Consider the following 26224-nt stretch of genomic DNA (forward strand, 5'->3'; position numbering starts at 1 on the left):
CTATCCGGCCGGCGTCATTGACGGTGGACCGTAGCGCAGGGCGAGCTGGTCATACAGCCACTCCGCCAGTGGTTCAAGGTTTCTGGTATCGGCGGCATTATAACGGACGAGTTGATCCAGCGCTGCCTCGTCGCCTGCGCGGTACTGGTGCCAGAGACGAACGGCTTCCATGCCGTCGAGTGTCAGCAGATCGGAGTCCCGCGCGATGTCCAACTCGCGCTCGATGTGCTTGAGGCCTCCCTGCAGGCCCACGCGTCTCGCGGCGAAACAGAGATCGAAGTGAGGAATCGACACCCGCAGGCCCTTGAAACAGGTTTGGAGGTAGGGGATATCGAACACGCTGCCGAAAAACGTGATCAGCAAGTCGGCTTGGTCGAGTTCTTCCTGAATCACGCCAAGCGTCAGGTCGTCACCGCTGATCAGGGTCCGCATACGCCCCTGGCGGTAAAGACCGACGATGGTCACCTGTCCCTCGTGCGCGGACAGTCCGGTCGTTTCGATGTCGAGATAAAGCGCCCGTGGGCCGAAGGTGCGGAACAGTCGCCAATGATCGCGGGTATGCAGGCAGTCGGCAAAGTATCGGGCATTGCGGCGCTCAAGCTGTTCCTGCGCTGATGCGAGGTCGACATCGTACAGGACTTTGCGCGAGGGTGAGATGCCGGGGAGGTTCGGCTCGCGGAGAAAGGTCGTCCAATCGGCGATGCCTCCTTCCCAGAGTCGCCGCTCCGTCGATGGGCCGATGCCTTTCAGATGGACGAATGTCGAGGTCAGCATAACGCGGGTCGCGATCTCCCTTCGCCGGGATTGTAGCCTTGATTTCAAGGGATAAACAAGTTAGAGTCCGCGACTGGTGCGGAGTTTCGTGTGCTTGAGTTGCGCAGTGTAGTACGGTGGAGATGAGGGAACATGACCACGAATGGATCGACGAAACGTATTCGAATCAAGGTCGGCGGGATACAGTTGGAGGCGGAGTTAAAGGGCACGAGAACGGCTGAAGAACTCTACCGGGCGCTGCCCGCTGAAGGACCATTGAATGTCTGGGGCGAAGAGTTCTATTTTAAGATTCCCGGTGTGAAGGACCACCGCGAAACGGCGACCACGCAGGTCAAAGTCGGTGACGTAGCCTTCTGGGGTGCCGGCCAGGTGTTGGCCATTTTCTTCGGGCGTACGCCGATGAGCATGGGGGCCGATCCCGTTCCGGCCGACCGGGTCAATGTGGTGGGTCGTGTCGTGGGGGACGCGGCGGCTCTGCGGCAGGCGATGAATGCCAGCACAATCCGGGTCGAACGGATTGAACAGGGACCGTCGATCGGATAGGTTCATGAGGATGGGTCTTGTGAACGGCAATGGTATGAATGCTATGTCGGCGGAGAGTCTTTTGCGATGAGGCTGGCAAAAGAGCGGGTCCATCATATGGCGGAATCAGTGATTGCGCGGCTCCACGAGCTGGGCTACCTGGAGGTCACCGGGGATCGAAAGGCGCTTCGGGATTCGTTGGAACAGACGATGACGGACGAGCTCGCAGTCGAAGATCGCCTCAACGCCGAAGTGCGCCGGATGATGCAACCCTATGAGCGGCAGATCGAGCAGGGACAGGTCGATTACCAGAAGATGTTCACGATGATCAAGCAGAAGCTGGTGCGCGAACGGGGCATCATTCTCTAGCTGCCGCCGGGTGCGTGAATCTTCGTCATGTGAACGCGCAGAGTCCCTTCACCCAGAACCGGAGTCCAATTCGTGATCAGCGACGATAAAGCCAGCCATCTTGCCCACCTCGCTCTCGGCGCTTTGAAAAAGAGCCCCCATTGCCGGTTTGCTGAGGATGATGGGAAGGTGCTGCGCGAGATCAAACGGGTGGTGGCCGCAGAGTTGTTGTTGGAAGCGGAGATCGATAAGAAAGTACGGACCAAGCTGGCGTCCTACTCACGACAAATCGTGGAGGGGAGTCCGGAATGGGACGTGATGTATCGGAAAACAGCTGAAGAAGAACAAAAAAAGCGTGCCAAGCCCTGATCCGGCATGGCGAGCGATTTCGACGAGGTTGTGCGATGAGAGTTGCTCTATGGATAGTGTTTTGTGTCTTGGCGGTGTCGTTGCCCGCCTGTACCCATTCCAAACCGCAGCCGCTGGTTCCGTTGGAATTGGTCTATGGGGCTAAGGCTGACGCCATCGCTCTGAACAATCAGGGGATGCAAGCCTATCTGGCCGGCCAGGTTGCGGAAGCCAAGAATTTTTTCGGGCAGGCCATCAAGGCGTCGCCGGATTCAGGCCAGGCCCACTACAATTACGCGCTCGCTCTGAATGCGTTGGGGCAAACGGACCAGGCTCGTCAGGAGTTTATCGAGGCGGCGAATTTAGCTCCCGGAGATAAGGTGATCTGGGATTCTCCTGCGTTACGCCCCTTCGGCAGTCCCCAGGCGCAAAAGGGGCCACCCAGGGAACACCCCTATGGGACACAGCGTCCGGTGATCGGCAGCGGACCGCGCTGACCGGGTGACACGAAGACTTGTACTGGAGAGGATTGAGACATGGCAGATGAATTAGAAGTGGGGGCGAAGGCGCCGGATTTCTCCTTGCCGGACCAGGACGGCAGCACCGTGACGCTGAAGAGCCTCAAGGGCAAGCAGGTGGTGCTTTATTTTTATCCGAAGGACGATACCTCGGGCTGTACGAAGGAGGCCTGCGACTTCCGGGATTCCCTCGCGCCGATTAAAAAGGCCGGAGCGGTGGTGCTTGGAGTCAGTAAGGACGGGAAAGCCTCACACCAGAAGTTTATCGCCAAGTACGGCTTGCCCTTTGCGTTGTTGAGTGACGAAGAAACGGTGGTCTGCAACGCCTACGGAGTCTACAAAGAGAAGAGCATGTACGGCCGGAAGTATATGGGTATTGAACGGAGCACGTTTGTGATCGATGCCACGGGGCGAATCAAGGCCCTATTCCGGAAAGTGAAGGTGCCCGGCCATGTGGATGAAGTGCTGGCGGCGCTGAAGGCCTAGTCGTGATCCAGCATACTGGTCGCCTTTTCGGTTGAATGACATGGATCCGCTGGAAAAAACCTCCCACGCCTGCCGCGCCGCCGCGCTCTCCCTCGTGCCGGGACTCGGACATCTCTACATCGGGGAAAAGCGCGGCGGTCCTTTGCTCCTGGCCGGAGTGCTGCTAATTGTTCTCTGGATGGTGGTGTTCTCGGCTGCCCTCGTGCCGTTGATCGGGCTGGTGCTGTTTTGTATGGGAGATACCTATCTCACCGTCAGCCGTGGTCGCGGTCTCCTCTCCTGACCAAGCCGATCGTCCGCAGAAAAGGACCGTGGACCGTATCATGGCAAAATGGCTTCGTTTCGAGTCACGCATGTTTCTCCTGCTGCTGCTCTTCGGCTGGACCATGGCGGGCACCAGCGAGGCCGCCGGGAAGGTGCAGGGTATCCTGACCGTGCATGATGCCTTGACGTTGCCGAATCACTCGGTCCGCATCGAGGCTCAACTCGGCGGGAAAGTTCCAGGGGGAAGTTTCCCGTGGGGCGGCGTTGGCTTGCACCTGTCTATCGACGGCAAGCCGGTGGCGACGGCCAAAACTAATGACAGCGGGCACGCCTCGTTCGATTACCTCGCGAAGATGCGGGGCACGTACACTATTGCGGTCTCGGTCGATGACGCGGCGTCCGTTGCGGCGGACACCGGTGACGCGACGCTCTGTGTGTGGGAGCGCCGGCGTCCGATCATCCTCGTCGAACTGGCCGCCCTCATCCAGCCGGTCGCGTCCGCCTCGACGGGAACGGCGGCTGAATCATCCCTGCAGCCCCTGTCCGATGCCGCCGACGAATTGTCCCGGCTGACCCAGTATTACTACAACGTGGTCTATGTGACGGGCGGCGAACAGCCGTCGGAGGAGATTGCCGCGAGCGGGAATGTGCGCCGATGGTTGGCGTCTCACAAATTTCCGTCCGGCTTTGTGGCGCCGCCGGCGGAAGGTCTGGGCGCCACGCTGGAGACCTTCAAGCAGGGCGGCTGGGCGACGCTGAAAACCGGCATCGTCCGCACGCGGTCGTCTGCAGAAATGCTGCTGCAACATCGATTCGAGGTGGTGGTGGTGGTCCCGGAGTTGCCCAAAGGCGAGATGCCGCGAAAGGCCAAAGCGGCAAACGAGTGGAAGGACGTCAGAAAGAAGTTGTGAGGGATGTCGGAGAACGTGCCCGCGCGCGAACGTCGCAGGGGCGTTTGTTTTGCTGTCGGCCTGTGGCATGAGCAAGAGGGTATGGCCGGTCTTTATGGCGAGAGGGCGATTCACTCCCGGGGCGAATCATGGTATGTTCAGCGCCCGACACAGTGTCATTTCATTGAAGGAGCAGGAGCCGGTATGTTGTTAGAAGGGAAAAAGGGTCTGATCATCGGTGTGGCCAACAAGCACAGCATCGCCTGGGCGATCGCGCAGGCTGCGGCGCGAGAAGGCGCGCAGATGCTGTTCAGTTATCAGAACGAACGGTTGCGTGAAAACGTCGAAGAGTTGGTGCAGACCCTGCCCGGCGCGTCGGCTTGCGTGTGCGATGTCGGAGACGACAGTCAGATCGATGCGATGATGAAACAGGCCGCTGAGAAGCTGGGGCGGTTGGACTTTCTGGTGCATTCCCTGGCCTTTGCTCCGCGGGAAGAGCTCACCGGAGAATTCGTGAATACCACCCGTCAAGGATTTGCGACGGCCCTGGATGTCAGCGCCTACTCCCTCGTGGCCGTCACGCGGGCGGCGATGCCGCTGATGACGGAAGGCGGATCGGTCGTGACGCTGACCTATCTCGGCAGCGAGCGGGTGGTGCCGCATTACAATGTCATGGGTGTGGCCAAGGCGGCGCTTGAAGCGACGGTCCGGTATCTGGCGCACGATCTGGGGCCGAAGAACATCCGGGTCAATGCCGTCTCCGCCGGGCCGATCAAGACATTGGCGGCGCGTGGCGTGTCCGGTATCAGTAAGATGGTCGATCACCATCGCGCATTCGCTCCGCTACGGCGGGCGACGGAGCAGGGCGAGGTCGGCGATACGGCCTTGTTCCTCGTGAGTCCGTTGGGGCGCGGTATCACCGGAGAGGTGATCTACGTCGATGGGGGGTATCATATTCTGGGGTCATTGGCCTCTGTCGACTAGGGGGCCAGGGGGTCTGTTCACACGATCAGCGTCCTGCGTTTTGCCTGATCAGGCCGACATCGTGACGTGGCACAGCCGGGCCATTCCGGGCTTGTTCTTCTTCCTATTCTTCATCTTCTTCATTACTCGTCTCACTATTGGTTCTGTCATCCCGTCCTTCTCTGCGGAGCTCTCCGATCGGGAGGAGGACGGGCTGCTGGGCCCTGTCCAGTCCGTCGAAACCAGAGAGAGCCTGCTGGTGCAAACCGATCGCTATGATCCACGCGGTCGTCTCATCGAGCGCATTCAGGGAGGCAGGGAGACGTCTCAGGGTTTGTGGCCGTTGCGATTCGTCTATAGTTATGACCAGACAGACAGGCGGATTGCCGAGGCGGTGCACGATGCGCGAGGCGAGCTCGTGAAGGAAACCCGCTCGGTCTATGATGATCGCGGGAATCGCTCCGCCGAACTCTCGGCCTGGGGCGACGGCACGTTTGAGAACGTCTCCCTGTATGAATACGACGAAGCACATCGGCCGATCAGAGGGCTTCACTTCAATGGCGTGCAAGTGATCAATCGAAATCTCTATGCCTTCGACAGTGCCGGACGGCTGGTGCGTGAGCGGTTCGAACGAAACTATCACTACAATGCAGCCGGGACTCAGGTTGGCATGACCGATCAGTTCGATACCGGGTATGAAGTCGCCATCGTCTATGACGAGCAGGGGTATGTTCGCGAGAAAGTGGTGTCCGATCTCCTGAGCCGACCACAGGGTCGCTCGGAGTTTCGGTACGACGAACAGGGCAATCAGAACGAAGAACGCATCTTCAATGCCAAGGGACAGGCCACGGATCGAAAAGTCTACCGCTACGAATACGACGCCGTGGGGAATTGGATCAAGGAAACGTTGCAGTGGTGGGAGGTGGCTGATGGCCGCGAGACGCTCAAACAATCTTCCGTCAGAGAGCGCAGCATTGCGTACTACTAATTCCCTTTACCATTCTTCGCGTATGCGATGACCTAGAACGATTCCGGTGATGCGCCGATGGGCGAAAGGGCGGAGGAACATTGTGAACCGATTGTGCCTGCTGACTGCTCTCGTGACCATCATGTCGGCCTGGACAGTCGGCGAAACCGAGGTCCGGGCCGGGGGTGACCTTGCGCCGCTTCCGACGCGCGGGCCACTCCGGGTGTCCAGCGACAATCCCCGATACTTTGCGGACTCCGAGAATCGGATCGTCTACCTGACGGGATCCCATTCCTGGGAAAACTTTCAGGATGTCACGGCCGCGTTCAACTATCAGGCGTATCTCGATCGGTTGACGGCCCGGCACCATAACTTCATTCGCATGTGGGTGGGTGAATCGACCCGTTCCGATGCAGGGTGGCTCCTGCAGCCTCCCGCTCAGGACAATCCGGTGACCCCGCTTCCGTATCTCCGAACCGGTCCGGGTGTGGCGTCGGACGGTGGGCCGCGCCTGGATCTTACCCGATTCAATCCAGTCTATTTTGAGCGACTCAGGGCGAGAGTGCAGCAAGCCGGGCAACGTGGGTACTATGTCTCCGTCATGCTGTTTCAAGGCTTCAGTGTGGTGGAACCGCATGCGTGGAAGGCGCATCCGTTGAATGGCAACAACAATGTGAACGGCATCGGCGGGGACGAGGATCGGGATGGGGTCGGGAAAGAAGTGCATCGGTCGCCATCGGCGTGGGTGTTGAGCGCGCAAGAGGCCTATGTGGGGCGGGTGCTGGATACGCTGCGCGATATGGATAATGTGTTGTATGAGGTGGTGAACGAGGCCATTCCGGAGTCCGCGTCGTGGCAATACCATCTCATTCGTTTCATTCAACAGTATGAGCGTGAACATCAGTATGTGGCGCACCCTGTCGGGATGACGTTTTTTCAACTCGGCGAGTTCGGCGGCGGCGACAATACGGCCCTGTTCGATAGCCCGGCTGACTGGATCTCCCCCGGCGGTTATACGAAATATGCCCGCAATCCTCCCACAGCCGACGGCCGCAAGGTCATCCTTCTCGACACCGATCACATTCACGGGATCGGAGGTGATCAGGACTTTGTGTGGGAAAGCTTCTTTCGCGGGTACAATCCCATCTACATGGATCCGTTGGATGCTCCGCACGAGTTGACCATCGGGGAGCCGGTGCGGAACGAACCCCAGCATGAGCGTGCACGGGTCGCCATGGGTGAGGCTCGTCGTTGGGCAACAACACTGGATCTGCGGCGTGCCATTCCACGCGGAGATGTGGCTTCGACCGGTTATTGTCTTGCAGGGCCGGGGCGGGAGTACCTTGTCTCTATCCCTGCCGGTAGCGCTTCAGCTCCATCAACCGACGACAACGGTGCCCGCCCCGTGACGCTCAACCTCAACGGCGTGGTGGGCTCGTTCACGGTGGAATGGATCGATGTGGAGGCACGAAGGGCAATCTTGGTTGAACCCATTCAAGGAGAGGGGGAAAGACTGTTCACCGTGCCGTTTCCAGGTGCGACACTGCTCCATCTCAAAACACGGTCGTAGCCGATTCCATCCAGGCCTCGCGCGGAGACATATTTGTAGTTGGGACGTATGTTGGTAGGCGTCACTCGCGAGCTGAGAGCGGTCGGTTGATGTTTCTCCTGCTAGGTGGATGCCTAGGCCCCTGCTCCAACCCGCTATCGGTTGTTTCGCGCCGATAGTGGTCGTCCCCTCCAACCTCATGCCCATTCGACTCCCCCGTACTTCGGCGAATTCCTGCACGTTTACTTTTTCGCCCCTATTGCGTCTAACCAACAGACGATCAATGAAGGGGGGATGCCGATGCCACAATCAAAAACCATGTCTCTGTTGTTGGCCCTGGTCCTGGGGCTGTCAGGCTGTACGACGACGTTGATTCATGACGAGATGAAGCGGCCTGTGGCGACTGAACGACACTGCGCGGGCAGTGAATGGGCGGACAATTCGTCGGTGGCTGTGCTGCCTCTTCCTGTGGTGGCCTTTTTTGTCCCGCATTTTGATCTCAATAAAGTCAGCAGTGAGCCCTATCTCGGCCGTTGCGGTGACAGTACCAGGGTGGTCAATCGAGAGGTTTCGGTCAGTCGAGCAGCCTGCATTCCGGCCGGGCTCACCCGGATTGTGACCTTGGGTGTCTGGCAATGGTGTCCCTCGCACGTGTCCTGGACGGCGGATATCCTGCCCGAGGGGCCGAAATCCACCGGAGCACTGCGCGATGTGTCTGCAGGGGGCCACAGTTTGTAAATTACATGGTGCGAAGGGGCGGGAGTGCGTCGTAACACAATCATAAGGAGTCGGCGTATGAGTATGGCGAAACACATGGTGAGAGTCGCGGTGCTGGTGGGGATGGTTGCGGGGGGAGTTGGCCAGGCATATGTGCTCGAAGACGGGGAGATGCTGAGGGGTAGTCAAGATCGAAGCGGTGGCGACAATCGCGGCCCAGGCTCGTTGAACAGCGGACCCGGCTCGATCAACAGTGGATCGGGAAGAGAAGACAACCATCGCCGTCGGGGCTGGGATGACGTCCGGGTGGCACAGGTAGGAGATGTGCGACAGGAAGACCGACGGGCCGACCGCCGGGAAGACCGGCTACTGGACCGCCGAGAAGATCGAAGAGAAGATCGCCAATTGGATCGAAGAGAAGATCGACGTGAGGATCGGCAGGTAGATCGACGGGAAGATCGTCGGGCCAATAGCGGTGGAGAACTTCGAGGGCTTGATCGGGCTGATCACGTTGCCGATGACCATGGCCGGCAGGGACGCGACAATGCCCGTGCGGTTCAGATGGAGCGGGGAAATCGTGCCGAGCGAGTCGAACGGCCTCAGCGCCCCGAGCGCCCGCAACGACCGGAACGTCCCGAGAGACCGGAACGGTCGGGGCGAAATTAGCTGCCTGTCTCGGGGGACTCCGCTCGCATGGTGATCCGACCGAGTGTGGAGCGGTGCGGGCAAGTGGCCGCATCGCTCTACGCATCTTCCCTGCCTACCAACGGCTTGAAGGATGGTGAGAGATCGGGTAGGTTCTGGCCATCAGGCCCCACGCGAGAATACGTAATTTGAAACAAGTCGGCGCATGACGCAGGCAGAAGTAGGAGGCATCGGGATGGGTGTGTGGAGCAGTCGAGTGATAGGGGTCGTGTTGTGCCTCCTCGGAATTGCGACCATCGGAGGTGCAGCAGAGAAGACAGATCAAGGCCCCCAGTCGCCCGATCGGAATTGGCAGATAGGATTCACGCCCAGTTATTCCACTGGAAATTTCGGGACCAGTTCGACCAGCAGCTTTTTGTATGCACCGTTATCCTTGCGCCGTCTGTTCAAGGATGGTGATATTACAGTCGTGGTTCCGTTTGTCACCTCGACCACTGATGGTCGGACGACCATCGTCGGCGGGACTGCCACGCGGGTTGATGACAATCCGAAGAGCGGGTCCAGTGGAAGTGGAAGCGGCACGAATGACGATGGCGGGTGCAGCGGAAAGGGACAGTCCGGGTCCGGGAAGGACCGGGTCTGCGGTCTCACGACTCGCGCGCCGGGGCAGAAGGTGACGACATCCGGTCTCGGCGATGTGATCATCAAAGGCCGGTATTATGTTGTTGAGGAAGGGGACGCGCTGCCGCTGATTGCCCTGACGGCACGGGTCAAGCTGCCTACGGCCAATGAGCAACAGGGTTTGGGGACCGGCGCATTGGACTACGGCTTCGGCGTCGAGATGTCCAAGATGTTCGGGGAGTACTGGATTGCATTCTTGGATGCCGGGTACAACATCATCGGCGATCCGGACGGACTCCAATTCCAGAATCAGCATTGGTACGATGTGGGGACGGGATACTTTGTGACCAGGGATCTCCTGGCCAGTGTCTATTTCGAGGAGTACCGCGCCATCGTGCCGGGATTTGTGAATGCGCGCGACTTTTTCTTCGCGATGAACTATACGGTTTCATCCGCATGGCGACTGAACAGCGGCGTGACCGTCGGTGTCTCCAATGGAGCTCCGGACTATGCGTTTTCCGTCGGCGCCAGTTACCGCTTCTGAGCGGGGTTGGTGCCTGTTTACGAATTGCCTGGCGGCTCGTCATAGTGGGTAGCAGGACTCAGGGGGTGGCGGCCGGGCTGACACGAAATGGTGGACATGCCGGTTGAGCCACATGCGGGGGGCGATGAAGCGAGGCTCATTGCCCGAAGTCAGACGCAGGATCACGAAGCCTTCGGGCAACTCGTCGATCGGTATGCCGGGGTGATTGTGAACCTGGCCTACCGGATGGTGGGGAATCGTGCCGATGCAGAGGACCTGGCCCAAGATGCGTTTCTGGCGGCGTTCAAGGCGCTGCCGACGTTTCGAGCCGATTCGAAGTTTTCGACCTGGCTCTATCGGATCGCCGCGAACAAGTGCAAGGACTGGCTACGCGCGAAGCATCCCATTCCGGTCGAGCTTGATGGAGATGAGACGGTGGCGGCTCAAGTGGTCGAGAATCATACGCCGGAGCGGCTCCTGTCTCAGCAGCAGGTGGCGCGGCACTTGGATGGAGCCATCCAGCGTCTTCCTCCGCTGTATCGAGAGGCCTTTGTGTTGAAACATGTCGAAGGGCTGAGTTACGAAGAGATGCAGGAGTTGCTCGGCGTCAATGCCGATACCTTGAAAATGCGGGTCTATAAAGGGCGCGTTCAGTTGAGTCGTGAGTTGTCGGAGTGGAATAACAGGCAGTCCCCGGTGTCGAGGTGAAGCATGGATGATCAAGACCTGTTGATTCAACGGTTTCTCGATCAGGATCTGACGCCGGACGAGCGCGTCCAGTTTCTTGAACAGGTGGATGCCGATCCGAGATTGCGTCGTGAGTGGTTGAATCTTGAGATGGTGGTTGCGGAGGCCGGGCGCCTCCCGCGGATCGCCCCGTCGAAGCAATTCACGGCCCGCGTGTTAGCGACACTCGATGCCGAGCCGAAGGGGAGCCTCGATCGGCTTGTGGCGCTCGTGACCGCGCCTCGCACGTTGCAATGGAATCTGGGCGGCGCCATGGTGGCGGCCTCTGTGGCGATTCTGGCGGTGGCGGGATTGTTGCGGTTGGTGCCTGAGCGGATCGTTGAGGTGCCGATCACCGGCCAATCGGCGCAAATGGTGTCGTTCGAGCAGGGCCAGGCGCCGACTACCTACGTACGACTGGTGCTTGTGCAGCCGGGGGCGCAGTCCGTCTCGGTCGCCGGTGATTTCAACGGCTGGAACCCGAGCCGCACGAGCATGGAACGGTCGGACGGCGGAGTGTGGACGACGACGATTCGATTGAAGCCGGGGCGGTATCAGTACATGTTCGTCATCGACGGCAAACAATGGCTGGCGGATCCGCTCGCGACCGAAGATGCGGGTGACGGGTTCGGGTCCCAGAATGCGGTGCTGGATGTCGGCACGACCCTCTAGCCCGGATTATTCATGAATGCCGTCGCGAGGCGTTCGAGACCGAAGCCCGCCGGGGCTTCTCGCAAGTGAGGCTGACGCAGGCGTACTTGCAGTCCGTCGAGGAGGCCGAACGAGAAAAGCCACGCCGGGTGAGAGAATCGGACGACGGAGCAGGTATTCATGAATAGTCCGGGCTAGCGACCTGTTCCATACGCTTGCATCACTCTCAGCGCTTCGGTACTCTACGTACGATGCGGATTGTGATGCGGACCATTCTGAGTCTGACCGTTCTGATCTGGCTCTCAGCTTGTGCGGCGACACACATACCGGAATTGCCCAAGTCTGTCTCAGGCGGAGTGCGGTTTTCGGTGTCGGTGCCGACGGCAGAGTCGGTGGCGATCGTCGGATCATTCAATGGATGGTCGCCTACGGCGCATGTGATGACCCGGGTGGGATCGAACGGATTCTGGTCGGCGGTGGTCCCATTGTCGGAGGGGGAACATGCGTTCATGTATCTGGTCGATGGAACAACGTGGGTGGTGCCTCCGGCAGCGGAAGATTTTGTGACGGACGGTTTCGGGAACACCAACGGTGTGGTGATAGTCCCATAGGGATGGTCTGATGCGAATCCCGGTCAAGGGCATGATTCTAGCGGCGGTGTGTCTCAGCGCAGTCGATCCGGCCTGGGCGGATTCGATCTCGATCCAGGACCGTGATGAAATCGCGAGGCTGCGATCGGCGCGTGGGTTCGCAGCAGAAGAGATGAGCCCGTTGCTCGAACAGGTGAACAAGGCCGGAGAACGAGGCCTTCCCGTTGAGCCGCTGGCGAATAAGGTGAAAGAAGGATTGGCCAAAGGGGTCGACCCCAAGCGCATCGATCCGGTCCTGCGGCAAATGGTCACGCATTTTGAGTCGGCGCAGGAGGTGCTGCGAGAGGCCGGCACGCGCGGGGTGGCCGAAGGGAATCGACGGGTTGCCCTCGAAACCCTGGCGGAAGCCTTTTCACGTGGCGCCACGCCCGAAGAAGTGCGGGAGCTCACGCGCCTGTCGCAGGATGGAAAGCAGAAGGTAACGCAAGAATCGTTGGCGGCGGGAGCCAAGAGTCTGGCGATGATGAAGGAAGGAAAGATTGCCTCGAAAGAAGGCGCGGCCTTGGTCGGCGAAGGGATGCGCCAAGGGTACAAGCCGTCGGAGTTGCTCGACCTAAGCCGCGAAATCAAACGGCGCGGGGGTGAGTTTCAGAGCGGTCGTGCCAGCATCCAGACGTTGCGTGAACAAGTGCGTCGTGGCGAACGGGGAGATCGACTGTTTCGAAATGAGCATGGCGATTCCGGCGGCGGCGATCATGGTGACCGCGGAGGAAATGCCGATCATGGGGAGCGCATAAGAGACGATCGCGGGAGCGGCGGCGGAGACCGTGGCGGTGGTTCTGATCGTGGAGGGCGTCCCGAGCGAGGCGGGGGCGGACACGGCGGTCGGGATCACTGACAACGCATCGAATGAAAGTGGATAGGTAAAGGGCTGCTCCTGATGGAGTGGCCCTTCTTATTAGTGGCCGTTTGAGGTCTTGTTCCGAGGTCGAGCGTCGCAGCTCTCGGGAGGAACCTCGGGACGAGTTGCCTCGCGGTGTGTCTGAGACGCATAAGAAAACGGCGCCAGGGAGAGGCCCTGACGCCGTTTGTGAGTGGGGGGTGAGTTTTAACGGAAGCGGGCTCCACGATCGGCGCGGCGGTCTTCTTGACGCACATGCTGCCGGTCCAGCTGGTGATCCACCCGGCGATCCTGCTGTCGATCCAGTTGCCGATCCTGCTGTCGATCAGCTCGTCGATCCTGTTGTCTGTCTTCCCGGCGATCATTTTGCCGGTCTTGCTGCCGGTCGGCGCGGCGATTTTCCTGCCGAATGTCGAGTTGCGCGAGTGCGATCGACGGGATCACTGCCGGTGCCGTGACGGCTACAACCAGGCCGGCGATCAATCCTGCTTTCAGCATCGTGTGATTCATCATGACTCCTCCTTTTGTGAGAGAGTGTGGTGCTGGTGCGATCGGTGGTTGTTTTTGGAGGATGCCGCTCCGGCTCTCTCATCCGACGGCACGCTCCAATCAACCTGTCATAGAGTAAGACGGCGGCCCGGAGAAAAGGTAAACGGATGCTACGTAGTGACTCCGGAGAGATGAATTCTGTGTCAGGGGTACGACAGCGATGGTCGGGCAGGTGCCGCAGGCTGACACAGGCGAGAGAGGGTGCGGGGTGAAACCGACAGAGAACGAGTGAACGAGGCAGCGGGGCGGTGCTGCCGGCAGAACAGCGAACGAAGTACAGCGATATTGATCGGGTCGGAGTGAGGCCGACGATTTACGGCGTCAGGGGCCCGGTGATGGGAATGCCCGCTTCGGTGCCCGGCGAAGGGCTCGTGCCTTCCTGGGGAAGAATGCGGAAATGCGTGACGGCGAAGGAGACGGCTTGCCCCACGGTGAAACGGCAGCGCCGGAATTCTTCCTTGTTCATGCGGGAGCGGAGGATGAGTCCGTCCGGGGTTTCGATTTCGAGCCGGTAGGCCACGCCGAGGAAGTAGATGTGCCGGAGTTTTGCCTGCTGACGATACCGCGCTGGATCTTCCGCCACCTTCACGTAGTAGGGCCGAAATCCCACTTGCAGCGTCTGACCGTCGGAAAAGCCGGGGGCAGGGAATTCGAGCGAGCCGACCTGGACCTGCCCGCGCCGCACAACGCCGGCCACGATATTCATCGAACCGATGAAGCGGGCGACAAACTCAGTGGCGGGTTCTTCATACACATCAGCGGGAGATCCGGCCTGCTCCAGCTTGCCTTTGGAGAACACGATGATACGCCCGGACACTTCCATCGCCTCTTCCTGATCGTGTGTCACGAACAGGCTGGTGACGTTCAGGTCGGTGTGCAGGCGGATGAGCCACTCGCGCAACTCCTGACGCACCTTCGCATCGACGGCCCCGAACGGTTCGTCCATCAACAGCACCGACGGTCGCGGGGCCAGCGCGCGGGCGATGGCGACACGCTGCCGTTGGCCGCCGGATAGTTGATGCGGATACCGACCGTCCAGTCCATCGAGACTCATGAGCGCGAGCAGTTCCGTGACGCGCTGTTCGATGTCACGCCGGTTCCACTTTTTGATTTTGAGCCCGAAGGCGATGTTGTCGAAGACGGTCAGATGTTTGAACAGAGCGTAGTGCTGGAAGACGAAGCCGATGTTGCGTTCCTGCACGGTGAGGTCGTTCACCCGTTTGCCGTCGATGAAGATGTCGCCGGCGGTCGGAACTTCCAGGCCGGCGATCAATCGCAGCACGGTCGTTTTTCCGCTGCCGCTGGGTCCGAGCAGACCGAGCAATTCCCCTTCGTTGACAACGAATGAGACGCCTCTCACTGCCGTAGCTGAACCAAACGTCTTCGTGAGCCCGCGTACTTCAATCTTCACTGGGTTACTGCGCTCCCGCTTCCGCGATGGTCGTTTCCGCCCGCGCCTTGGCGATTTCCAGCACGGTCAGGATCGCAAAGGAGACGGCCAACAGGGTCAATGCGACGGCGTTTGCCGCCACATAATTGAAATCGACGTAACTTTGATAAATGTGCAACGTGGCGGTCTGCGTGAGCAACAAAATATTCCCCGACACCACGAGGACGGCTCCGAATTCGCCGATTGCCCGCGCCACGGTGAGAGTCGCTCCATAGACCAGGCCCCATCGGAGAGCCGGTAGGGTGACCTTGAGAAACACCTGCCATTCACCGGCCCCCAACGTTCTTGCCGCTTCCTCTTCTTCGGTGCCGAGTGTTTGCAGCAAGGGCGTCAGCTCACGCACCATAAATGGAAAGGTGACGAACAGGGTCGCGAGAATCATGGCCGGCAGGGCAAACAACACCTTGATCTGTGCTTGTCCGAAAATCGTGCCCAGTACGGTGTCCGGGCCGAACAGCAATATGAGCATGAAGCCCGCGATGACGGGGGACACCGCAAACGGCAGGTCGATGACGCCGCTCACCAGGCTGCGGCCCCAAAACCTCTGCCTCGCTAGCACCATCGCCGTCATGGTGCCGAAGATCACGTTCAGCACCAACACGATCAGGGTGATTTCTGCCGTGAGGGTGAAGCCGTGCACCGCTTCCGGCCTCGAGATCTCGGTCCAGAATGCCGTCAGCCCCTCGCTGAAGCTCTGGCTCGCCATATAGAGGATCGGTCCGACCAGCAGAACCAGAAAATAGAGCCAGACGATCCCGATCAACAACCAACGCATGCACATGCTCCCATCACAACCAATTCACATTCTGCCGGATTCATAGGCTCAGATGGCCACGGTCGGCACCGCTGACTCGGAGTCGCGACGATCTTTCTGCCGGGTCCCTTGAAACAATCTTGGCAACCGTTCTCCGGGACGACGGGTCAACCGTTCCAACAGCAAGAGAACCAGAAAGGAGATCAGTAGAATCAAGACCGAGACGGAGGTGGCCGCCTGGGGGTTGTAGCTCTCGATCTCCCCATAGACATAGACGGATGCGACTTGCGTCTTCATCGGAATATTGCCCGCCACGATCACGATGGATCCGAATTCGCCGAGCGCCCGCACGAAGGTGAGGAAGACGCCGGTGAGTAGACCGGGCAGGATCGACGGGACCGTGACCTTCCAGAAGGTGATCCAGGGGCTGGCTCCCAACGTGAAGGCTGCTTCCTCCTGATCGCGTTCCAGTCCCATCAACACCGGCTGCAGGGAGCGGATGGTAAACGGCATGGTCACAAACACCATGGCCAGGATGATGCCGGGCTGGTTGTAGAGCACCGCCATCCCGCCCTGTTGAAGCCAGGTACCCAGCAGACTGGTCGGTCCATAGATCGCGGCGATCATCAATCCAGCCACCAAGGTTGGGATGGCAAAGGGCAAATCAACGAGCGCGTTGAGGAGCCACCGGCCGGGGAATTCGTAGCGCACCAGCACCAGTGCCGACAAGGTGCCGAACAGGGCATTGATGGCGGTCGCAATGGCGGCGGTTTCCACGGTGAGCCACAGCGCCGCCGCAGCTTGGGGAGCCGACAGATCCTGGATGAATCGGTCCCATCCGGCCGCGAACGATTGATGTGCCAGCGCCGCGAGGGGCAAGAAAATCAGCACGAGCACATAGCCGACTGCGGCAGATCGTAAGGCCAGGCTGAGCAAGAGATGAGCGGTCATACGAGCGTTCTACCTTACTGGTTACGGTCGCGCATGTTCGACAGGCACCATTCCTATCGGTGGTCGTGATGATTCTTCACGAATCATGTTCTCAGGAGGCTGCTATTTCTTTGTCACGTCTTCGACGATCTTCGTCCAGAGGCCTTGCGCGCCGAACAGCTTGTTGCTCACCTGATCCCAGCCGCCCAGATCTGCAATCGTGAAGAGGCGCGCCGGTTGCGGGAGCGCGGCGGCAGGGGTGCCGGCATTCTTGTCCAACGGGCGAAATCCCAATTCAACGAAGGCAGCCTGCGCTTCCGGTCCGTGGAGAAATGCGACGAACGCTTCTGCGAGATCCCTGGCCTTGTGGCGGTCGACATAGGTGTCGACGACCGCCGCCGGGTTTTCGATCCAGACGGTTTCGGCCGGCACGATGATTTCATAAGGCCGTCCGCTCTTCACACGCGGCAGCAATTCGTTTTCGTAAGTCACGATGACATCGCCGACGCCGCGCTCGAACGTGGTCACCGATTCCCGGCCGCTCTTGTCCATCACCTTGACGTTCCGTTGGACGCGAGTCAGGAGGTCCACGGCCTGCGAGGCCGCCGCATCCGGGGCGACCGGCTTCCCGCCTGCGCGCTGCTCCGCCAGTTTCAGGCCGGCGCCATAAATCGCGATCACATCCCACATCGCGCCGCCGGATGTCTTGGGATTCGGGTAGAGCACTTCCACGCCGGGGCGCGCGGCATCGTCCCATCCCTTGATGCCTTTGGGATTGCCCTTGCGGACACCGAGGACCACGACCGACGCGGAGATCATGCCCCCGTCGGGCGCCTTTCGCCAATCATGGGTGATCAATCCGGCCTTGACGATCTGATCGACATCACCTTCCAACGATAAGACGGCGACATCCGCATCGAATCCCCCGATGATGGCGCGAGCCTGGGCGCCGGAGGCTCCGTAGGAACTGCGTACGAGCACGTCCTGCCCGGTTTTTTGTTTCCAATGTCGTTGAAAGGCGGGGATGATGTGCCGTTCGTAGGCTTCTTTCGGCACGCTGTAGGCGGCCAGGATGAGATCGCGGGTTTCGGCGGCCTGCACGGGCGCAGTTGTCAGTATGAACGCGGTCAATAAGGCGCCTAGTGCAAGGCCAAAAATGGTACGTGTCTGACGAGTCATAGCGGGTCGCGGCTCCTTCTGCCTATTTCGAATGGGCGAATCGACTGAGCGTGTAATGGTCGAGAATGTTGGCAATGGCATCCCGGACTTCACCCATGGCCTGTTGGAGCGGGCACGAGGGTTTGGCTGCGTAGGGACAGTCCGCGCACTTTTGGTAGGCGGTCTTGCTGACGCAGCTGATCGGGGCGAGGGGTCCATCCAGGATACGGATGACCTGGCCCAGCGTGATTTCTTCCGGCGATTTGATAAGGGAATAGCCGCCCCGGACTCCTCGCCGACTGGCCAGCAGGCCGGCGCGTTTCAACGCGAGGAGAATCTGTTCCAGGAATTCCACCGGGATATTCTGCCGTTCTGCAATTTCATGGCGTTGGAGGACACGCCCGCCATAGGTCTCGCACAATTCGAGCAGTGCCCGGAGGCCATATTCACTTTTTTTGGAGAACTTCATGCCGGGAGATTTTGTCTAGTGAGTTGCTCAAGATTTCGAAGAATAAACCAGCGCGTGTTGTGATTCAAGCACGTTGACCACGGGATGGGTAGAGGAATCCTGTGACTGCCGACGCAGAAACGTCCCTGCAACCCATTGAAATCCGAGCTTCAGTTTCTTGACACCCTGTAACCGTTCTTGCTAGCTTCAGCCTGATTTTCATCCGTCATCACCAGCAGACTGCTGCTAGATCTGGATACCCGGTGAATTTCCAAGACCTCATTTTGACCTTGCATCGTTTTTGGGCGGACCGTGGCTGTGTCGTGCATCAACCCTATGACTTGGAAATGGGCGCGGGGACCTTCCATCCGGCCACATTTCTGCGTTCCCTCGGTCCGGAGCCCTGGCGCGCCGCCTATCCGCAAGCCTGCCGCCGACCGACCGACGGCCGGTACGGCGAAAATCCCAACCGCATGCAGCACTACTACCAGTATCAGGTGGTGCTGAAACCGGCGCCCGACAATATCCAGGGCCTCTACCTGGAGAGCCTCAAGCAGCTGGGCATCGACCCGAAGAAACACGACATCCGGTTTGTGCAGGACGATTGGGAGTCGCCCACGCTCGGCGCCTGGGGGTTGGGGTGGGAAGTCCGGCTCGACGGCATGGAGATTACCCAGTTCACCTACTTCCAGGAAATCGGCGGGATTCCGCTGAATCCCATCACGGGCGAAATCACCTATGGCACCGAACGTATTGCGATGTATTTGCAGCAGGTCGATAACGTGTATGACCTGGCCTGGACCGACGGTGTGAGCTACGGCGATGTGCATCACCGTAGCGAGGTCGAGTTTTCCCGCTACAACTTCGAGGAGGGAGAGGTGCCCATGCTGATGGCCACCTTCCAGGCGTTCGAGGGCGAGTGCCAGCGGCTGCTGGACAAGAAGCTGACGTTGCCGGCCTACGACTACTGCATCAAGACCTCGCACATGTTCAATTTGCTCGATGCCCGCGGGGCGATCAGCGTCACCGAACGGACCTCCTATATCGCCCGTGTGCGGGCGCTGGCCCGTCGTTGCGCCGAGTCCTACCTGGCCGATCGCGAAGCGATGGGACATCCCTTGATCAAGCAATCGGCTGGGACCGGCAAGCGCGCCGGCGCTCATTCACCCGTTCCAACCAAATAATCCGCAGGCAGTACCTGACGATGCCGACAAAAAAGACCATGACCAAAACTGCCTCACGCTCCAAGGTGGCCAAAGCCCCCAAGGCTCCGGCGACCACGGAACTCCTGTTGGAAATCGGAACGGAAGAGTTGCCCTATCAGTTCGTCGCCCCGGCCATGCGCGCTCTGCAGCAATCGGCCGAGACCCTGCTGAAAGATCTGCGCCTCACCTATGGCACCGTCCGTACGATGGGCACTCCGCGGCGGCTGGTGCTGTTGATCGAAGGACTGGCCCGGCAACAAGCGTCTGCCGTGAAAGAGGCCATGGGGCCTTCTAAGGCGGTGGCCTTCGACCAAAATGGACAGCCTACGAGAGCGGCCGTGGGTTTTGCCGCGGGCCAGGGTATTCCCGTTGAAGACTTACAAGTGCGGCAGACGCCCAAGGGCGAGTATCTCTTTGCGGTGAAGCAGGAGAAGGGGCAGGCCGTGGCGGCGGTCCTGACCCAGGCCTTGCCGCAGCTCCTTGGCAAACTGTCGTTTCCCAAAGCCATGCATTGGAACCAGACCGGCGTACGCTTCGCCAGGCCGGTGCGCTGGCTGGTGGCTTTGTGCGGCGGGAAGGTACTCCCGATCCAGTTCGCCACGATCAAGGCCGGCAATCTGAGTCACGGCCATCGTGTGCTGGGCGCCAAGGTGTCCAGCCCGAAGGGCTTTGCGGTGAAGTCGATTGCGCATTATTTGAAGGAGACCGAACGGCATGGGGTGATTGTGGATCAGGAGCGGCGGCGCGCGATGATCCTCGACCAGCTGGCCTCGCTCGCCAAATCAGCCCGCGGCCATCTGCACCAGGACGACGATTTGCTCGAACAGGCTGTCTACATGGTGGAGTCTCCGCTGACGATTCTGGGTTCCTTCAAGCCGCACTATCTCTCGCTCCCGAAAGAAATCCTCATGACCTCTATGAAGGAGCATCAAGGGTATTTCTCCCTGGTCGATCAGAAGGGCGCGCTGCTGCCGAATTTCCTCGCCGTCACGAACATGAAGTTGTCTAACATGCAGCTGATTCGCGAAGGGAACGAGAGGGTCCTGGCGGCGCGGCTGGCCGATGCCAAGTTCTTCTTCGATGAAGATCGCAAGACCTCGTTGGTCGATCGCGTCGCGAAACAGCTGGCGGTGACGTTCCACCAGAAACTCGGCAGCCTGCATCAGAAAACGCAACGTGTCGTCGCGATGGCGGCCCATGTGGCCGGGCAACTCGGTGACGACCGACTGGTTCAGGATTGCCGGCGCGCGGCGGAACTCAGTAAGGCCGATCTCTTGACCGGTATCGTCGGGGAGTTTCCGACCCTGCAGGGCCTGATGGGCGGGGAATATGCCAAACATGACGGCGAATCTCCGGTGGTGAGCGCGGCAATCCGTGAACAGTACATGCCTCGCGCCATGGAAGGGGAGTTGCCTGAGTCGCTCGCGGGAAAAGTGCTGTCGTTGGCGGACCGGCTGGACAGCATCGCAGGATTTTTTCTCGTGGGCCTGGTCCCGAGCGGCTCCGAAGATCCCTTTGCCCTCAGACGTCATGCCACGGCCATCGTGCGCATCGTGATCGAGAGCAAGCTGCGGCTGAATCTCGCCCAAGCTGTGCAGGAGGCGCAGGACGTACTGAGCGGCCAGAATGTGGCGGCGGCACCCCAGTCAGGCAAAGGCGGGACTCCCGATGTCATCGGTTTTCTGTTCGAGCGGGTGCGTTTCTACGGAAAGAGCGCGCATCAATTGCGGGACGATGTGATGGAGGCCGTGTTGAAGTCGGCCGATCGCCGGGCCATCGACCTGACGGATCTCTTCGACAAGATGAAGGCGTTGCAGCAGATCACCGTGCGGGCGGAGTTCGATCCGCTGATCGTCGGATTCAAACGTGCCCACCGGCTGACCGAGAAGGAACAGTGGGACCGCAAGCCGGTGGAGTCCGGTCTCTTCCGGGAGGGGGCGGAGTCTGCTTTGCATCAGACCGTGCAGAGCAGTCAGCAGGACTATGCGGCGGCCATGCGTGGCGGGCAGTATGGGCAGGCGCTCGATGTGCTGGTTCGAATGAAGGGTCCGATCGACGACTTTTTCAACGCGGTGATGGTGAATGCCGACGATCCGGCGGTACGCGGAAACCGGTTGTCTCTCCTGAAGAGCGTCGACGATTTGTTCATGTCATTCGCTGATTTCTCCCAGATTATGGTACAAGGGACGTAGCGGATGGTGAACGTTTGGACTCTACGTCAGAGAGCCAGCCTGAGTCGCCCGAGGCGAGTGCCGCGGCCCAATTGAGGGCGACCAAGGTCCGGCGGTTTGCGTCCGGCATCAGCGTCGTCATGATGGTGGTGTGCAACGCGGTGTTCCTCTTCGGCATCTGGGTGACCGGCGTCAACTTCGAACGGCTGGTGCGGACACCGGATATCTATGACTCCAGACAAGACATTTGCTTGCGACTGGCCTACCAACATGTCCCCGGTTCGGAGAACCCGGTGCAGTTCTGCTCGGAGTGGCTCAATCTCGCCGATCCGACCGGGAAGACCCATACGTTTCAAAAAGACGCACAACTCAAACAGGGCGCAGACGGAAAGTTCTATTTCGATTATGGACCGTTCGTGGACTACCGCCTTTTTGCGGTCGGCGCGTTCGTGGTGGGGATTATCGTGTGCGGCATTCGGGTGACCAGGCACGTCGTGAACCGCTACCGCCTGCGATTGGAAGCCGCCGCCCGCCATTCGGTTCCGACTCATTGACCTCATAGCACAAGGAGAGCGTCGCGTGGCCAAGAAATACGTCTATTATTTCGGGGATGGGAAGGCCGAAGGCACCGGCAACATGAAAGAACTGCTCGGCGGCAAAGGCGCCGGACTGGCCGAGATGACGAACCTGAAAGTGTCCGTGCCCCCCGGCTTTACGATCTCCACCGAGGCCTGCGTCGAGTACTACAAACGCGGCAAGGCCTATCCTCCCGGCATGATGGACGAAGCGCTGCACGCCCTGAAGCGGATCGAACGCTCGATGAAGGCCGGGTTCGGCGATCCGGACAATCCCTTGCTGGTCTCCGTGCGCTCCGGCGCCCGTGCGTCCATGCCCGGCATGATGGATACCGTGTTGAACGTCGGCTTGACGACCAAGACCGTGCACGGCCTGGCCCTCAAGACGAAGAACGAGCGGTTTGCGCAGGACAGTTACCGCCGCTTCATCGGTATGTTCGGCAGCATCGTGATGGGCGTCAATCGCGAACATTTCGAAGACATTCTCAAGCATAAGAAGCGGGATCTTGGGGTGACGCAGGACACGCACCTCGATGCCAAGGCGCTCAAGGAACTCGTTGTCAGTTTCAAGGAGTTGGTGAAGGAAGAGACCAAGCGGGATTTCCCCGACGATCCCCTGGAGCAACTGCGCATGGCGATCAACGCCGTGTTTTCATCCTGGTACGGAGCCCGGGCGGTGACCTATCGACGGCTCTACAATATTCCAGAAACCTGGGGCACGGCGGTCAACGTGGTCGCCATGGTGTTCGGCAACATGGGCGAAACCAGCGGCACCGGCGTGGCCTTCACGCGCGATCCCGCCACCGGTCAGCGTCAGTTCTTCGGCGAATGTCTGACGAACGCGCAGGGCGAAGACGTCGTCGCCGGTATCCGGACCCCGCTGCCCGTCAAGGAACTCGAAAAGTTCATGCCGGAGGCATATCGGGATCTCGAAACGACTTACAAAAAACTCGAACGCCATTACCGCGATATGCTCGACCTGGAGTTTACGATCCAGGAGGGCAAACTCTATATGCTGCAAACCCGCGTCGGGAAACGCACGGGTGTGGCGGCCGTCCGGATCGCGGTGGACATGGTGAAGGAAGGTTTGATCTCGCGGAAGGAAGCGCTCCAGCGCATCGGCCCCGATCAATTGGCGCAGTACCTCTATCCTATTTTCGATGCGAAGGAAGAATCTCGCTGCACGCCGCTCGGCAAGGGATTGCCTGCCGGTCCCGGCGCCGCTGCCGGAAAACTTGCGTTAACGGCGGATCGCGCGGTTGAGATGAAAGCCGCGGGCAATCGCGTGGTCCTCGTCCGGCAGGAAACCAGCCCGGACGACATTCACGGCATGAACGCGGCGTTGGGTTTTTTGACTGCGCGTGGCGGCATGACGTCCCACGCGGCCGTCGTGGCCCGGCAAATGGGCAAAGTCTGCGTGGCCGGCTGTGAAGCGATCGAGGTGTTGGATAGTCAGTCGGTGCGGATCGGGACCCAGGTGTTTCGCGAAGGCGAGTACCTGTCGGTCAACGGTTCGACCGGCAACGTGTACGGCGGCGACATTCCCGTCGTGGAGTCCGAAGTCATCCAGGTGCTGCAGGGCAAGATGGAGGCTTCGGCTTCCGAGAAGTACCAATTGTTCGAGTCGGTGCTGAAGTGGGCCGACGGCGTGCGCAAGCTGAAGGTCCGGGCGAACGCGGATGTGCCGGATCAGGCCCGCATCGCGCGCAGCTTCGGCGCTGAAGGTATCGGCCTCTGCCGCACGGAACATATGTTCTTCGCCGAAGACCGTATCCAGATCATGCAGAAGATGATTCTGGCCAGGAAGCGTGAAGAACGGGAAATGTATCTGGATCAGCTCCTGCCGCTGCAGAAGCAGGATTTCATCGGCCTATACCGCGAGATGAAGGGCTATCCCGTTACGATTCGTCTGCTCGATCCACCCCTGCACGAGTTCCTGCCCAAGCGTGAAGACCTGATGGTCGAAATCGCCCAGCTTGAACTGACCAGCGGCGCGCCGACGGTGTTGGAGGAAAAGAAGCGGCTGCTGGCTCGCGTGGAAGAGCTGCATGAGTTTAACCCGATGCTGGGTCTGCGCGGCTGCCGTCTCGGCATCACGATGCCGGAAATTACCAAGATGCAGGCCCGTGCGATCATCGAAGCGGCCTGCGAACTGGCGAAGGAAGGCACCAAGATCGTGCCGGAGATCATGATTCCGCTGGTCGGCATGGTCTCGGAGATGAAAGCGCAGAAGGATCTGGTCCGCGAAGTGGCCACGGACACGATGAAGCGGTACGGCGTGAAACTGTCGTACCTGGTCGGGACCATGATCGAATTGCCGCGCGCCGCCGTGACCGCCGATCGGATCGCGGAGGAGGCCGAGTTCTTCTCTTTCGGCACGAACGATTTGACGCAGACGACCTTCGGGTTCTCCCGCGACGACGCCGCGAAGTTCATCGATTTCTATAAGACGGCCAATATCCTCGACAGCGATCCGTTTGCGGTGCTGGACCGGGAAGGCGTCGGATCGCTGATGCGCACGGCCATCACGGGCGGACGCAAGACCCGTCCCACGATCAAGTTGGGCATCTGCGGCGAACACGGCGGCGATCCCAGCTCCGTGGAATTCTGTCATCAACTGGGCCTGGACTATGTGAGTTGTTCACCCTATCGGGTCGGCATCGCGCGGTTGGCTGCGGCGCAGGCGGCGCTGGCGCAGGAAGAAGCGGAAAAGGCCAAGCCGAAGAAAGTCCAACCGAGCAGCAAGCGGATGGCGAAATCCAAACCGGTCAAGAAGGCCGCGACGCCTGCGCCGGCGAAGAAACGCCCAGCGGCCAAGCGCGCGGTCCGTCGCTCCAAGCGTACGAAACGGTGAGGTTGACTCGACACGATCTTGAGTACATGACCCTGGCCCTCCGCCTCGCGGCGAAGGGCCGGGGATCCACCAGCCCGAATCCCATGGTCGGCGCATTGGTGGTGAACCGCGGCCGGATCGTCGGCCAGGGCTCCCACCGCAAAGCCGGCGGTCCCCATGCCGAAGTCATCGCCTTGAGTCAGGCCGGCTCACGGGCCAAAGGCGGCACCCTCTACGTCACTCTCGAACCCTGTAGTCATCTCAACAAACGCACCCCTCCCTGTGTTCCCCTGGTCGTTGCTTCCGGAGTCCGCCGCGTCGTCGTGGCCATGGTCGATCCCAACCCGCAGGTGAAGGGCAATGGGGTTACGCAGCTGACGCGGGCTGGAATTCGTGTCGATGTGGGATGTTGCGAGGCCGAGGCGAGGCAGCTCAATGAACGCTACATCCATTGGATCCGGACCGGCCGCCCGTTTACCATCCTGAAAGCCGGGATGACACTGGACGGGCAGATCGCGACTGCGAGCGGCGAGTCTCAATGGATTACGGATGTGGCCGCCCGACAGCAGGCCCATCGATTGCGTGCCGATGCGGATGCCGTGTTGGTAGGGATCGGCACGGTGTTACGCGACAATCCACAGTTGACCGCGCGGGTGGGCGACGGCCCGCCGAGGCCGGCACCGCGGCAGCCGTTGCGCATTGTAGTCGACAGTCGATTGCGCATTCCCCTCAAGGCCAAGGTGCTGCAGGATCAGCAAACGGCTCACACGTTGATTGCGACGACAGCGGCAGCTTCGGCGCGTAAAATCAAATTGTTGAAGGATCGGGGGATCGATGTCCTGGTCTTGCCGAAAGCCGGTGGCCATGTGAACCTGCCGGTGTTGTGGGCGCGTCTGGGGCAGCTCGGCCTTACAACGGTTTTGGTCGAAGGCGGCAGCGACCTGAACGCGGCCGTGCTGCGGGCGGGATTGCCCCAGCGATTGATGTGTTATGTCGCTCCGTTGCTGCTCGGGGGGCAGGATGCAAAAGGACTCTTCGGTGGACAGTGCCCGCGCCGACTCCGGAGTGCCGTGCCATTGAAGAATGTGCGCATCGAGCCGGTCGGGCGTGATATGTTGATAGAGGCGGATTTCGAGACTCAGTAGGAG

At 60.1% G+C, this 26224-nt stretch carries 29 protein-coding genes; 22 read left to right on the forward strand and 7 right to left on the reverse strand.

Annotated elements, in window-relative coordinates; genetic code table 11:
- The gene (locus H8K11_06520; GenBank protein ID MCS6263397.1) at positions 1-774 is read right to left on the reverse strand and encodes a ribonuclease H-like domain-containing protein; all 774 of its coding nucleotides are present in this window, start codon (positions 772-774) and stop codon (positions 1-3) included.
- A 132-nt stretch (positions 775-906) separates the two neighbouring features.
- Between H8K11_06520 and H8K11_06525 the strand changes: the two genes are divergently transcribed.
- The 17 genes from H8K11_06525 (at position 907) to H8K11_06605 (ending at position 13000) form a co-directional block, all read left to right on the forward strand.
- Complete coding sequence (locus H8K11_06525; GenBank protein MCS6263398.1) at positions 907-1317, forward strand: hypothetical protein; 411 nt, start codon at positions 907-909, stop codon at positions 1315-1317.
- 66 nt (positions 1318-1383) lie between these two features.
- Positions 1384-1665, forward strand: coding sequence for a DUF507 family protein (locus H8K11_06530; protein ID MCS6263399.1), 282 nt, complete (start codon positions 1384-1386; stop codon positions 1663-1665).
- A gap of 72 nt (positions 1666-1737) precedes the next feature.
- On the forward strand, positions 1738-2013 hold the full coding sequence (locus H8K11_06535; GenBank protein MCS6263400.1) for a DUF507 family protein: 276 nt from the start codon (positions 1738-1740) through the stop codon (positions 2011-2013).
- A gap of 35 nt (positions 2014-2048) precedes the next feature.
- Positions 2049-2489 carry a tetratricopeptide repeat protein gene (locus tag H8K11_06540; protein ID MCS6263401.1) on the forward strand — a complete coding sequence of 147 codons (441 nt, stop codon included), beginning with the start codon at positions 2049-2051 and terminating at the stop codon, positions 2487-2489.
- Positions 2490-2528: 39 nt separating this feature from the next.
- Positions 2529-2996, forward strand: a complete 468-nt coding sequence (bcp, locus tag H8K11_06545; GenBank protein MCS6263402.1) for a thioredoxin-dependent thiol peroxidase — start codon at positions 2529-2531, stop codon at positions 2994-2996.
- A gap of 40 nt (positions 2997-3036) precedes the next feature.
- Positions 3037-3279 (forward strand): hypothetical protein, encoded by a 243-nt coding sequence (locus H8K11_06550; protein MCS6263403.1) that lies wholly within the window; start codon positions 3037-3039, stop codon positions 3277-3279.
- Positions 3280-3319: 40 nt separating this feature from the next.
- Positions 3320-4171, forward strand: a complete 852-nt coding sequence (locus H8K11_06555; GenBank protein MCS6263404.1) for a hypothetical protein — start codon at positions 3320-3322, stop codon at positions 4169-4171.
- Positions 4172-4354: 183 nt separating this feature from the next.
- Positions 4355-5134, forward strand: coding sequence for an enoyl-ACP reductase (locus H8K11_06560; protein ID MCS6263405.1), 780 nt, complete (start codon positions 4355-4357; stop codon positions 5132-5134).
- 61 nt (positions 5135-5195) lie between these two features.
- Positions 5196-6101, forward strand: coding sequence for a hypothetical protein (locus H8K11_06565; protein MCS6263406.1), 906 nt, complete (start codon positions 5196-5198; stop codon positions 6099-6101).
- Between the two features lie 82 nt (positions 6102-6183).
- Positions 6184-7650, forward strand: a complete 1467-nt coding sequence (locus tag H8K11_06570; GenBank protein ID MCS6263407.1) for a hypothetical protein — start codon at positions 6184-6186, stop codon at positions 7648-7650.
- A gap of 279 nt (positions 7651-7929) precedes the next feature.
- Positions 7930-8367, forward strand: coding sequence for a hypothetical protein (locus H8K11_06575; GenBank protein ID MCS6263408.1), 438 nt, complete (start codon positions 7930-7932; stop codon positions 8365-8367).
- Positions 8368-8424: 57 nt separating this feature from the next.
- The gene (locus tag H8K11_06580) at positions 8425-9012 is read left to right on the forward strand and encodes a hypothetical protein (protein ID MCS6263409.1); all 588 of its coding nucleotides are present in this window, start codon (positions 8425-8427) and stop codon (positions 9010-9012) included.
- Positions 9013-9196: 184 nt separating this feature from the next.
- Entirely contained in the window at positions 9197-10156 is a 960-nt protein-coding gene (locus H8K11_06585; protein MCS6263410.1) for a transporter, read from the forward strand.
- 96 nt (positions 10157-10252) lie between these two features.
- On the forward strand, positions 10253-10843 hold the full coding sequence (locus H8K11_06590) for a sigma-70 family RNA polymerase sigma factor (protein MCS6263411.1): 591 nt from the start codon (positions 10253-10255) through the stop codon (positions 10841-10843).
- A 3-nt stretch (positions 10844-10846) separates the two neighbouring features.
- Positions 10847-11533, forward strand: a complete 687-nt coding sequence (locus H8K11_06595) for an isoamylase early set domain-containing protein (protein ID MCS6263412.1) — start codon at positions 10847-10849, stop codon at positions 11531-11533.
- Positions 11534-11772: 239 nt separating this feature from the next.
- Positions 11773-12123 (forward strand): isoamylase early set domain-containing protein, encoded by a 351-nt coding sequence (locus tag H8K11_06600; GenBank protein MCS6263413.1) that lies wholly within the window; start codon positions 11773-11775, stop codon positions 12121-12123.
- A 10-nt stretch (positions 12124-12133) separates the two neighbouring features.
- Positions 12134-13000: a hypothetical protein gene (locus H8K11_06605; GenBank protein ID MCS6263414.1), complete on the forward strand. Its 867-nt coding sequence runs from the start codon at positions 12134-12136 to the stop codon at positions 12998-13000.
- Between the two features lie 210 nt (positions 13001-13210).
- On the opposite strand, the gene H8K11_06610 is transcribed toward H8K11_06605, so the two are convergent.
- From H8K11_06610 to H8K11_06635, 6 genes are all read right to left on the reverse strand, one after another.
- Positions 13211-13516, reverse strand: a complete 306-nt coding sequence (locus H8K11_06610; protein ID MCS6263415.1) for a hypothetical protein — start codon at positions 13514-13516, stop codon at positions 13211-13213.
- 349 nt (positions 13517-13865) lie between these two features.
- Positions 13866-14963, reverse strand: coding sequence for an ABC transporter ATP-binding protein (locus H8K11_06615; GenBank protein MCS6263416.1), 1098 nt, complete (start codon positions 14961-14963; stop codon positions 13866-13868).
- Positions 14964-14967: 4 nt separating this feature from the next.
- Positions 14968-15777 (reverse strand): sulfate ABC transporter permease, encoded by an 810-nt coding sequence (locus H8K11_06620; GenBank protein MCS6263417.1) that lies wholly within the window; start codon positions 15775-15777, stop codon positions 14968-14970.
- A gap of 48 nt (positions 15778-15825) precedes the next feature.
- On the reverse strand, positions 15826-16707 hold the full coding sequence (gene cysT / locus H8K11_06625; protein MCS6263418.1) for a sulfate ABC transporter permease subunit CysT: 882 nt from the start codon (positions 16705-16707) through the stop codon (positions 15826-15828).
- Between the two features lie 102 nt (positions 16708-16809).
- On the reverse strand, positions 16810-17865 hold the full coding sequence (locus H8K11_06630; GenBank protein ID MCS6263419.1) for a sulfate ABC transporter substrate-binding protein: 1056 nt from the start codon (positions 17863-17865) through the stop codon (positions 16810-16812).
- Between the two features lie 22 nt (positions 17866-17887).
- On the reverse strand, positions 17888-18313 hold the full coding sequence (locus tag H8K11_06635; GenBank protein ID MCS6263420.1) for an Rrf2 family transcriptional regulator: 426 nt from the start codon (positions 18311-18313) through the stop codon (positions 17888-17890).
- Between the two features lie 242 nt (positions 18314-18555).
- Here H8K11_06635 and H8K11_06640 point away from each other — a divergent pair, with 242 nt between their 5' ends.
- From H8K11_06640 to ribD, 5 genes are read left to right on the forward strand one after another with little or no spacing between them, the layout of a single operon-like run.
- Positions 18556-19476, forward strand: coding sequence for a glycine--tRNA ligase subunit alpha (locus H8K11_06640; protein ID MCS6263421.1), 921 nt, complete (start codon positions 18556-18558; stop codon positions 19474-19476).
- Positions 19477-19496: 20 nt separating this feature from the next.
- Complete coding sequence (locus H8K11_06645; protein MCS6263422.1) at positions 19497-21689, forward strand: glycine--tRNA ligase subunit beta; 2193 nt, start codon at positions 19497-19499, stop codon at positions 21687-21689.
- Between the two features lie 14 nt (positions 21690-21703).
- Complete coding sequence (locus H8K11_06650) at positions 21704-22222, forward strand: hypothetical protein (GenBank protein MCS6263423.1); 519 nt, start codon at positions 21704-21706, stop codon at positions 22220-22222.
- A gap of 25 nt (positions 22223-22247) precedes the next feature.
- The gene (locus H8K11_06655; GenBank protein ID MCS6263424.1) at positions 22248-25097 is read left to right on the forward strand and encodes a pyruvate, phosphate dikinase; all 2850 of its coding nucleotides are present in this window, start codon (positions 22248-22250) and stop codon (positions 25095-25097) included.
- Between the two features lie 2 nt (positions 25098-25099).
- On the forward strand, positions 25100-26221 hold the full coding sequence (ribD, locus tag H8K11_06660; protein MCS6263425.1) for a bifunctional diaminohydroxyphosphoribosylaminopyrimidine deaminase/5-amino-6-(5-phosphoribosylamino)uracil reductase RibD: 1122 nt from the start codon (positions 25100-25102) through the stop codon (positions 26219-26221).
- Positions 26222-26224 lie beyond the last annotated feature (3 nt).

It is taken from the genome of Nitrospira sp. (assembly GCA_024998565.1).
In the GTDB taxonomy this organism is placed as follows: domain Bacteria; phylum Nitrospirota; class Nitrospiria; order Nitrospirales; family Nitrospiraceae; genus Nitrospira_A.

Coding starts and splice junctions, on each gene's coding strand:
- bcp (MCS6263402.1), top strand. CDS start 2,529: ATGGCAGATGAATTAGAAGTGGGGGCGAAGGCGCCGGATTTCTCCTTG.
- H8K11_06580 (MCS6263409.1), top strand. CDS start 8,425: ATGAGTATGGCGAAACACATGGTGAGAGTCGCGGTGCTGGTGGGGATG.
- H8K11_06585 (MCS6263410.1), top strand. CDS start 9,197: ATGACGCAGGCAGAAGTAGGAGGCATCGGGATGGGTGTGTGGAGCAGT.
- H8K11_06645 (MCS6263422.1), top strand. CDS start 19,497: ATGCCGACAAAAAAGACCATGACCAAAACTGCCTCACGCTCCAAGGTG.
- H8K11_06630 (MCS6263419.1), bottom strand. CDS start 17,865: ATGACTCGTCAGACACGTACCATTTTTGGCCTTGCACTAGGCGCCTTA.
- H8K11_06575 (MCS6263408.1), top strand. CDS start 7,930: ATGCCACAATCAAAAACCATGTCTCTGTTGTTGGCCCTGGTCCTGGGG.
- H8K11_06555 (MCS6263404.1), top strand. CDS start 3,320: ATGGCAAAATGGCTTCGTTTCGAGTCACGCATGTTTCTCCTGCTGCTG.
- H8K11_06605 (MCS6263414.1), top strand. CDS start 12,134: ATGCGAATCCCGGTCAAGGGCATGATTCTAGCGGCGGTGTGTCTCAGC.
- H8K11_06595 (MCS6263412.1), top strand. CDS start 10,847: ATGGATGATCAAGACCTGTTGATTCAACGGTTTCTCGATCAGGATCTG.
- H8K11_06590 (MCS6263411.1), top strand. CDS start 10,253: ATGCCGGTTGAGCCACATGCGGGGGGCGATGAAGCGAGGCTCATTGCC.
- H8K11_06610 (MCS6263415.1), bottom strand. CDS start 13,516: ATGATGAATCACACGATGCTGAAAGCAGGATTGATCGCCGGCCTGGTT.
- H8K11_06635 (MCS6263420.1), bottom strand. CDS start 18,313: ATGAAGTTCTCCAAAAAAAGTGAATATGGCCTCCGGGCACTGCTCGAA.
- H8K11_06520 (MCS6263397.1), bottom strand. CDS start 774: ATGCTGACCTCGACATTCGTCCATCTGAAAGGCATCGGCCCATCGACG.
- H8K11_06560 (MCS6263405.1), top strand. CDS start 4,355: ATGTTGTTAGAAGGGAAAAAGGGTCTGATCATCGGTGTGGCCAACAAG.
- H8K11_06530 (MCS6263399.1), top strand. CDS start 1,384: ATGAGGCTGGCAAAAGAGCGGGTCCATCATATGGCGGAATCAGTGATT.
- H8K11_06540 (MCS6263401.1), top strand. CDS start 2,049: ATGAGAGTTGCTCTATGGATAGTGTTTTGTGTCTTGGCGGTGTCGTTG.
- cysT (MCS6263418.1), bottom strand. CDS start 16,707: ATGACCGCTCATCTCTTGCTCAGCCTGGCCTTACGATCTGCCGCAGTC.
- H8K11_06550 (MCS6263403.1), top strand. CDS start 3,037: ATGGATCCGCTGGAAAAAACCTCCCACGCCTGCCGCGCCGCCGCGCTC.
- H8K11_06620 (MCS6263417.1), bottom strand. CDS start 15,777: ATGCGTTGGTTGTTGATCGGGATCGTCTGGCTCTATTTTCTGGTTCTG.
- H8K11_06525 (MCS6263398.1), top strand. CDS start 907: ATGACCACGAATGGATCGACGAAACGTATTCGAATCAAGGTCGGCGGG.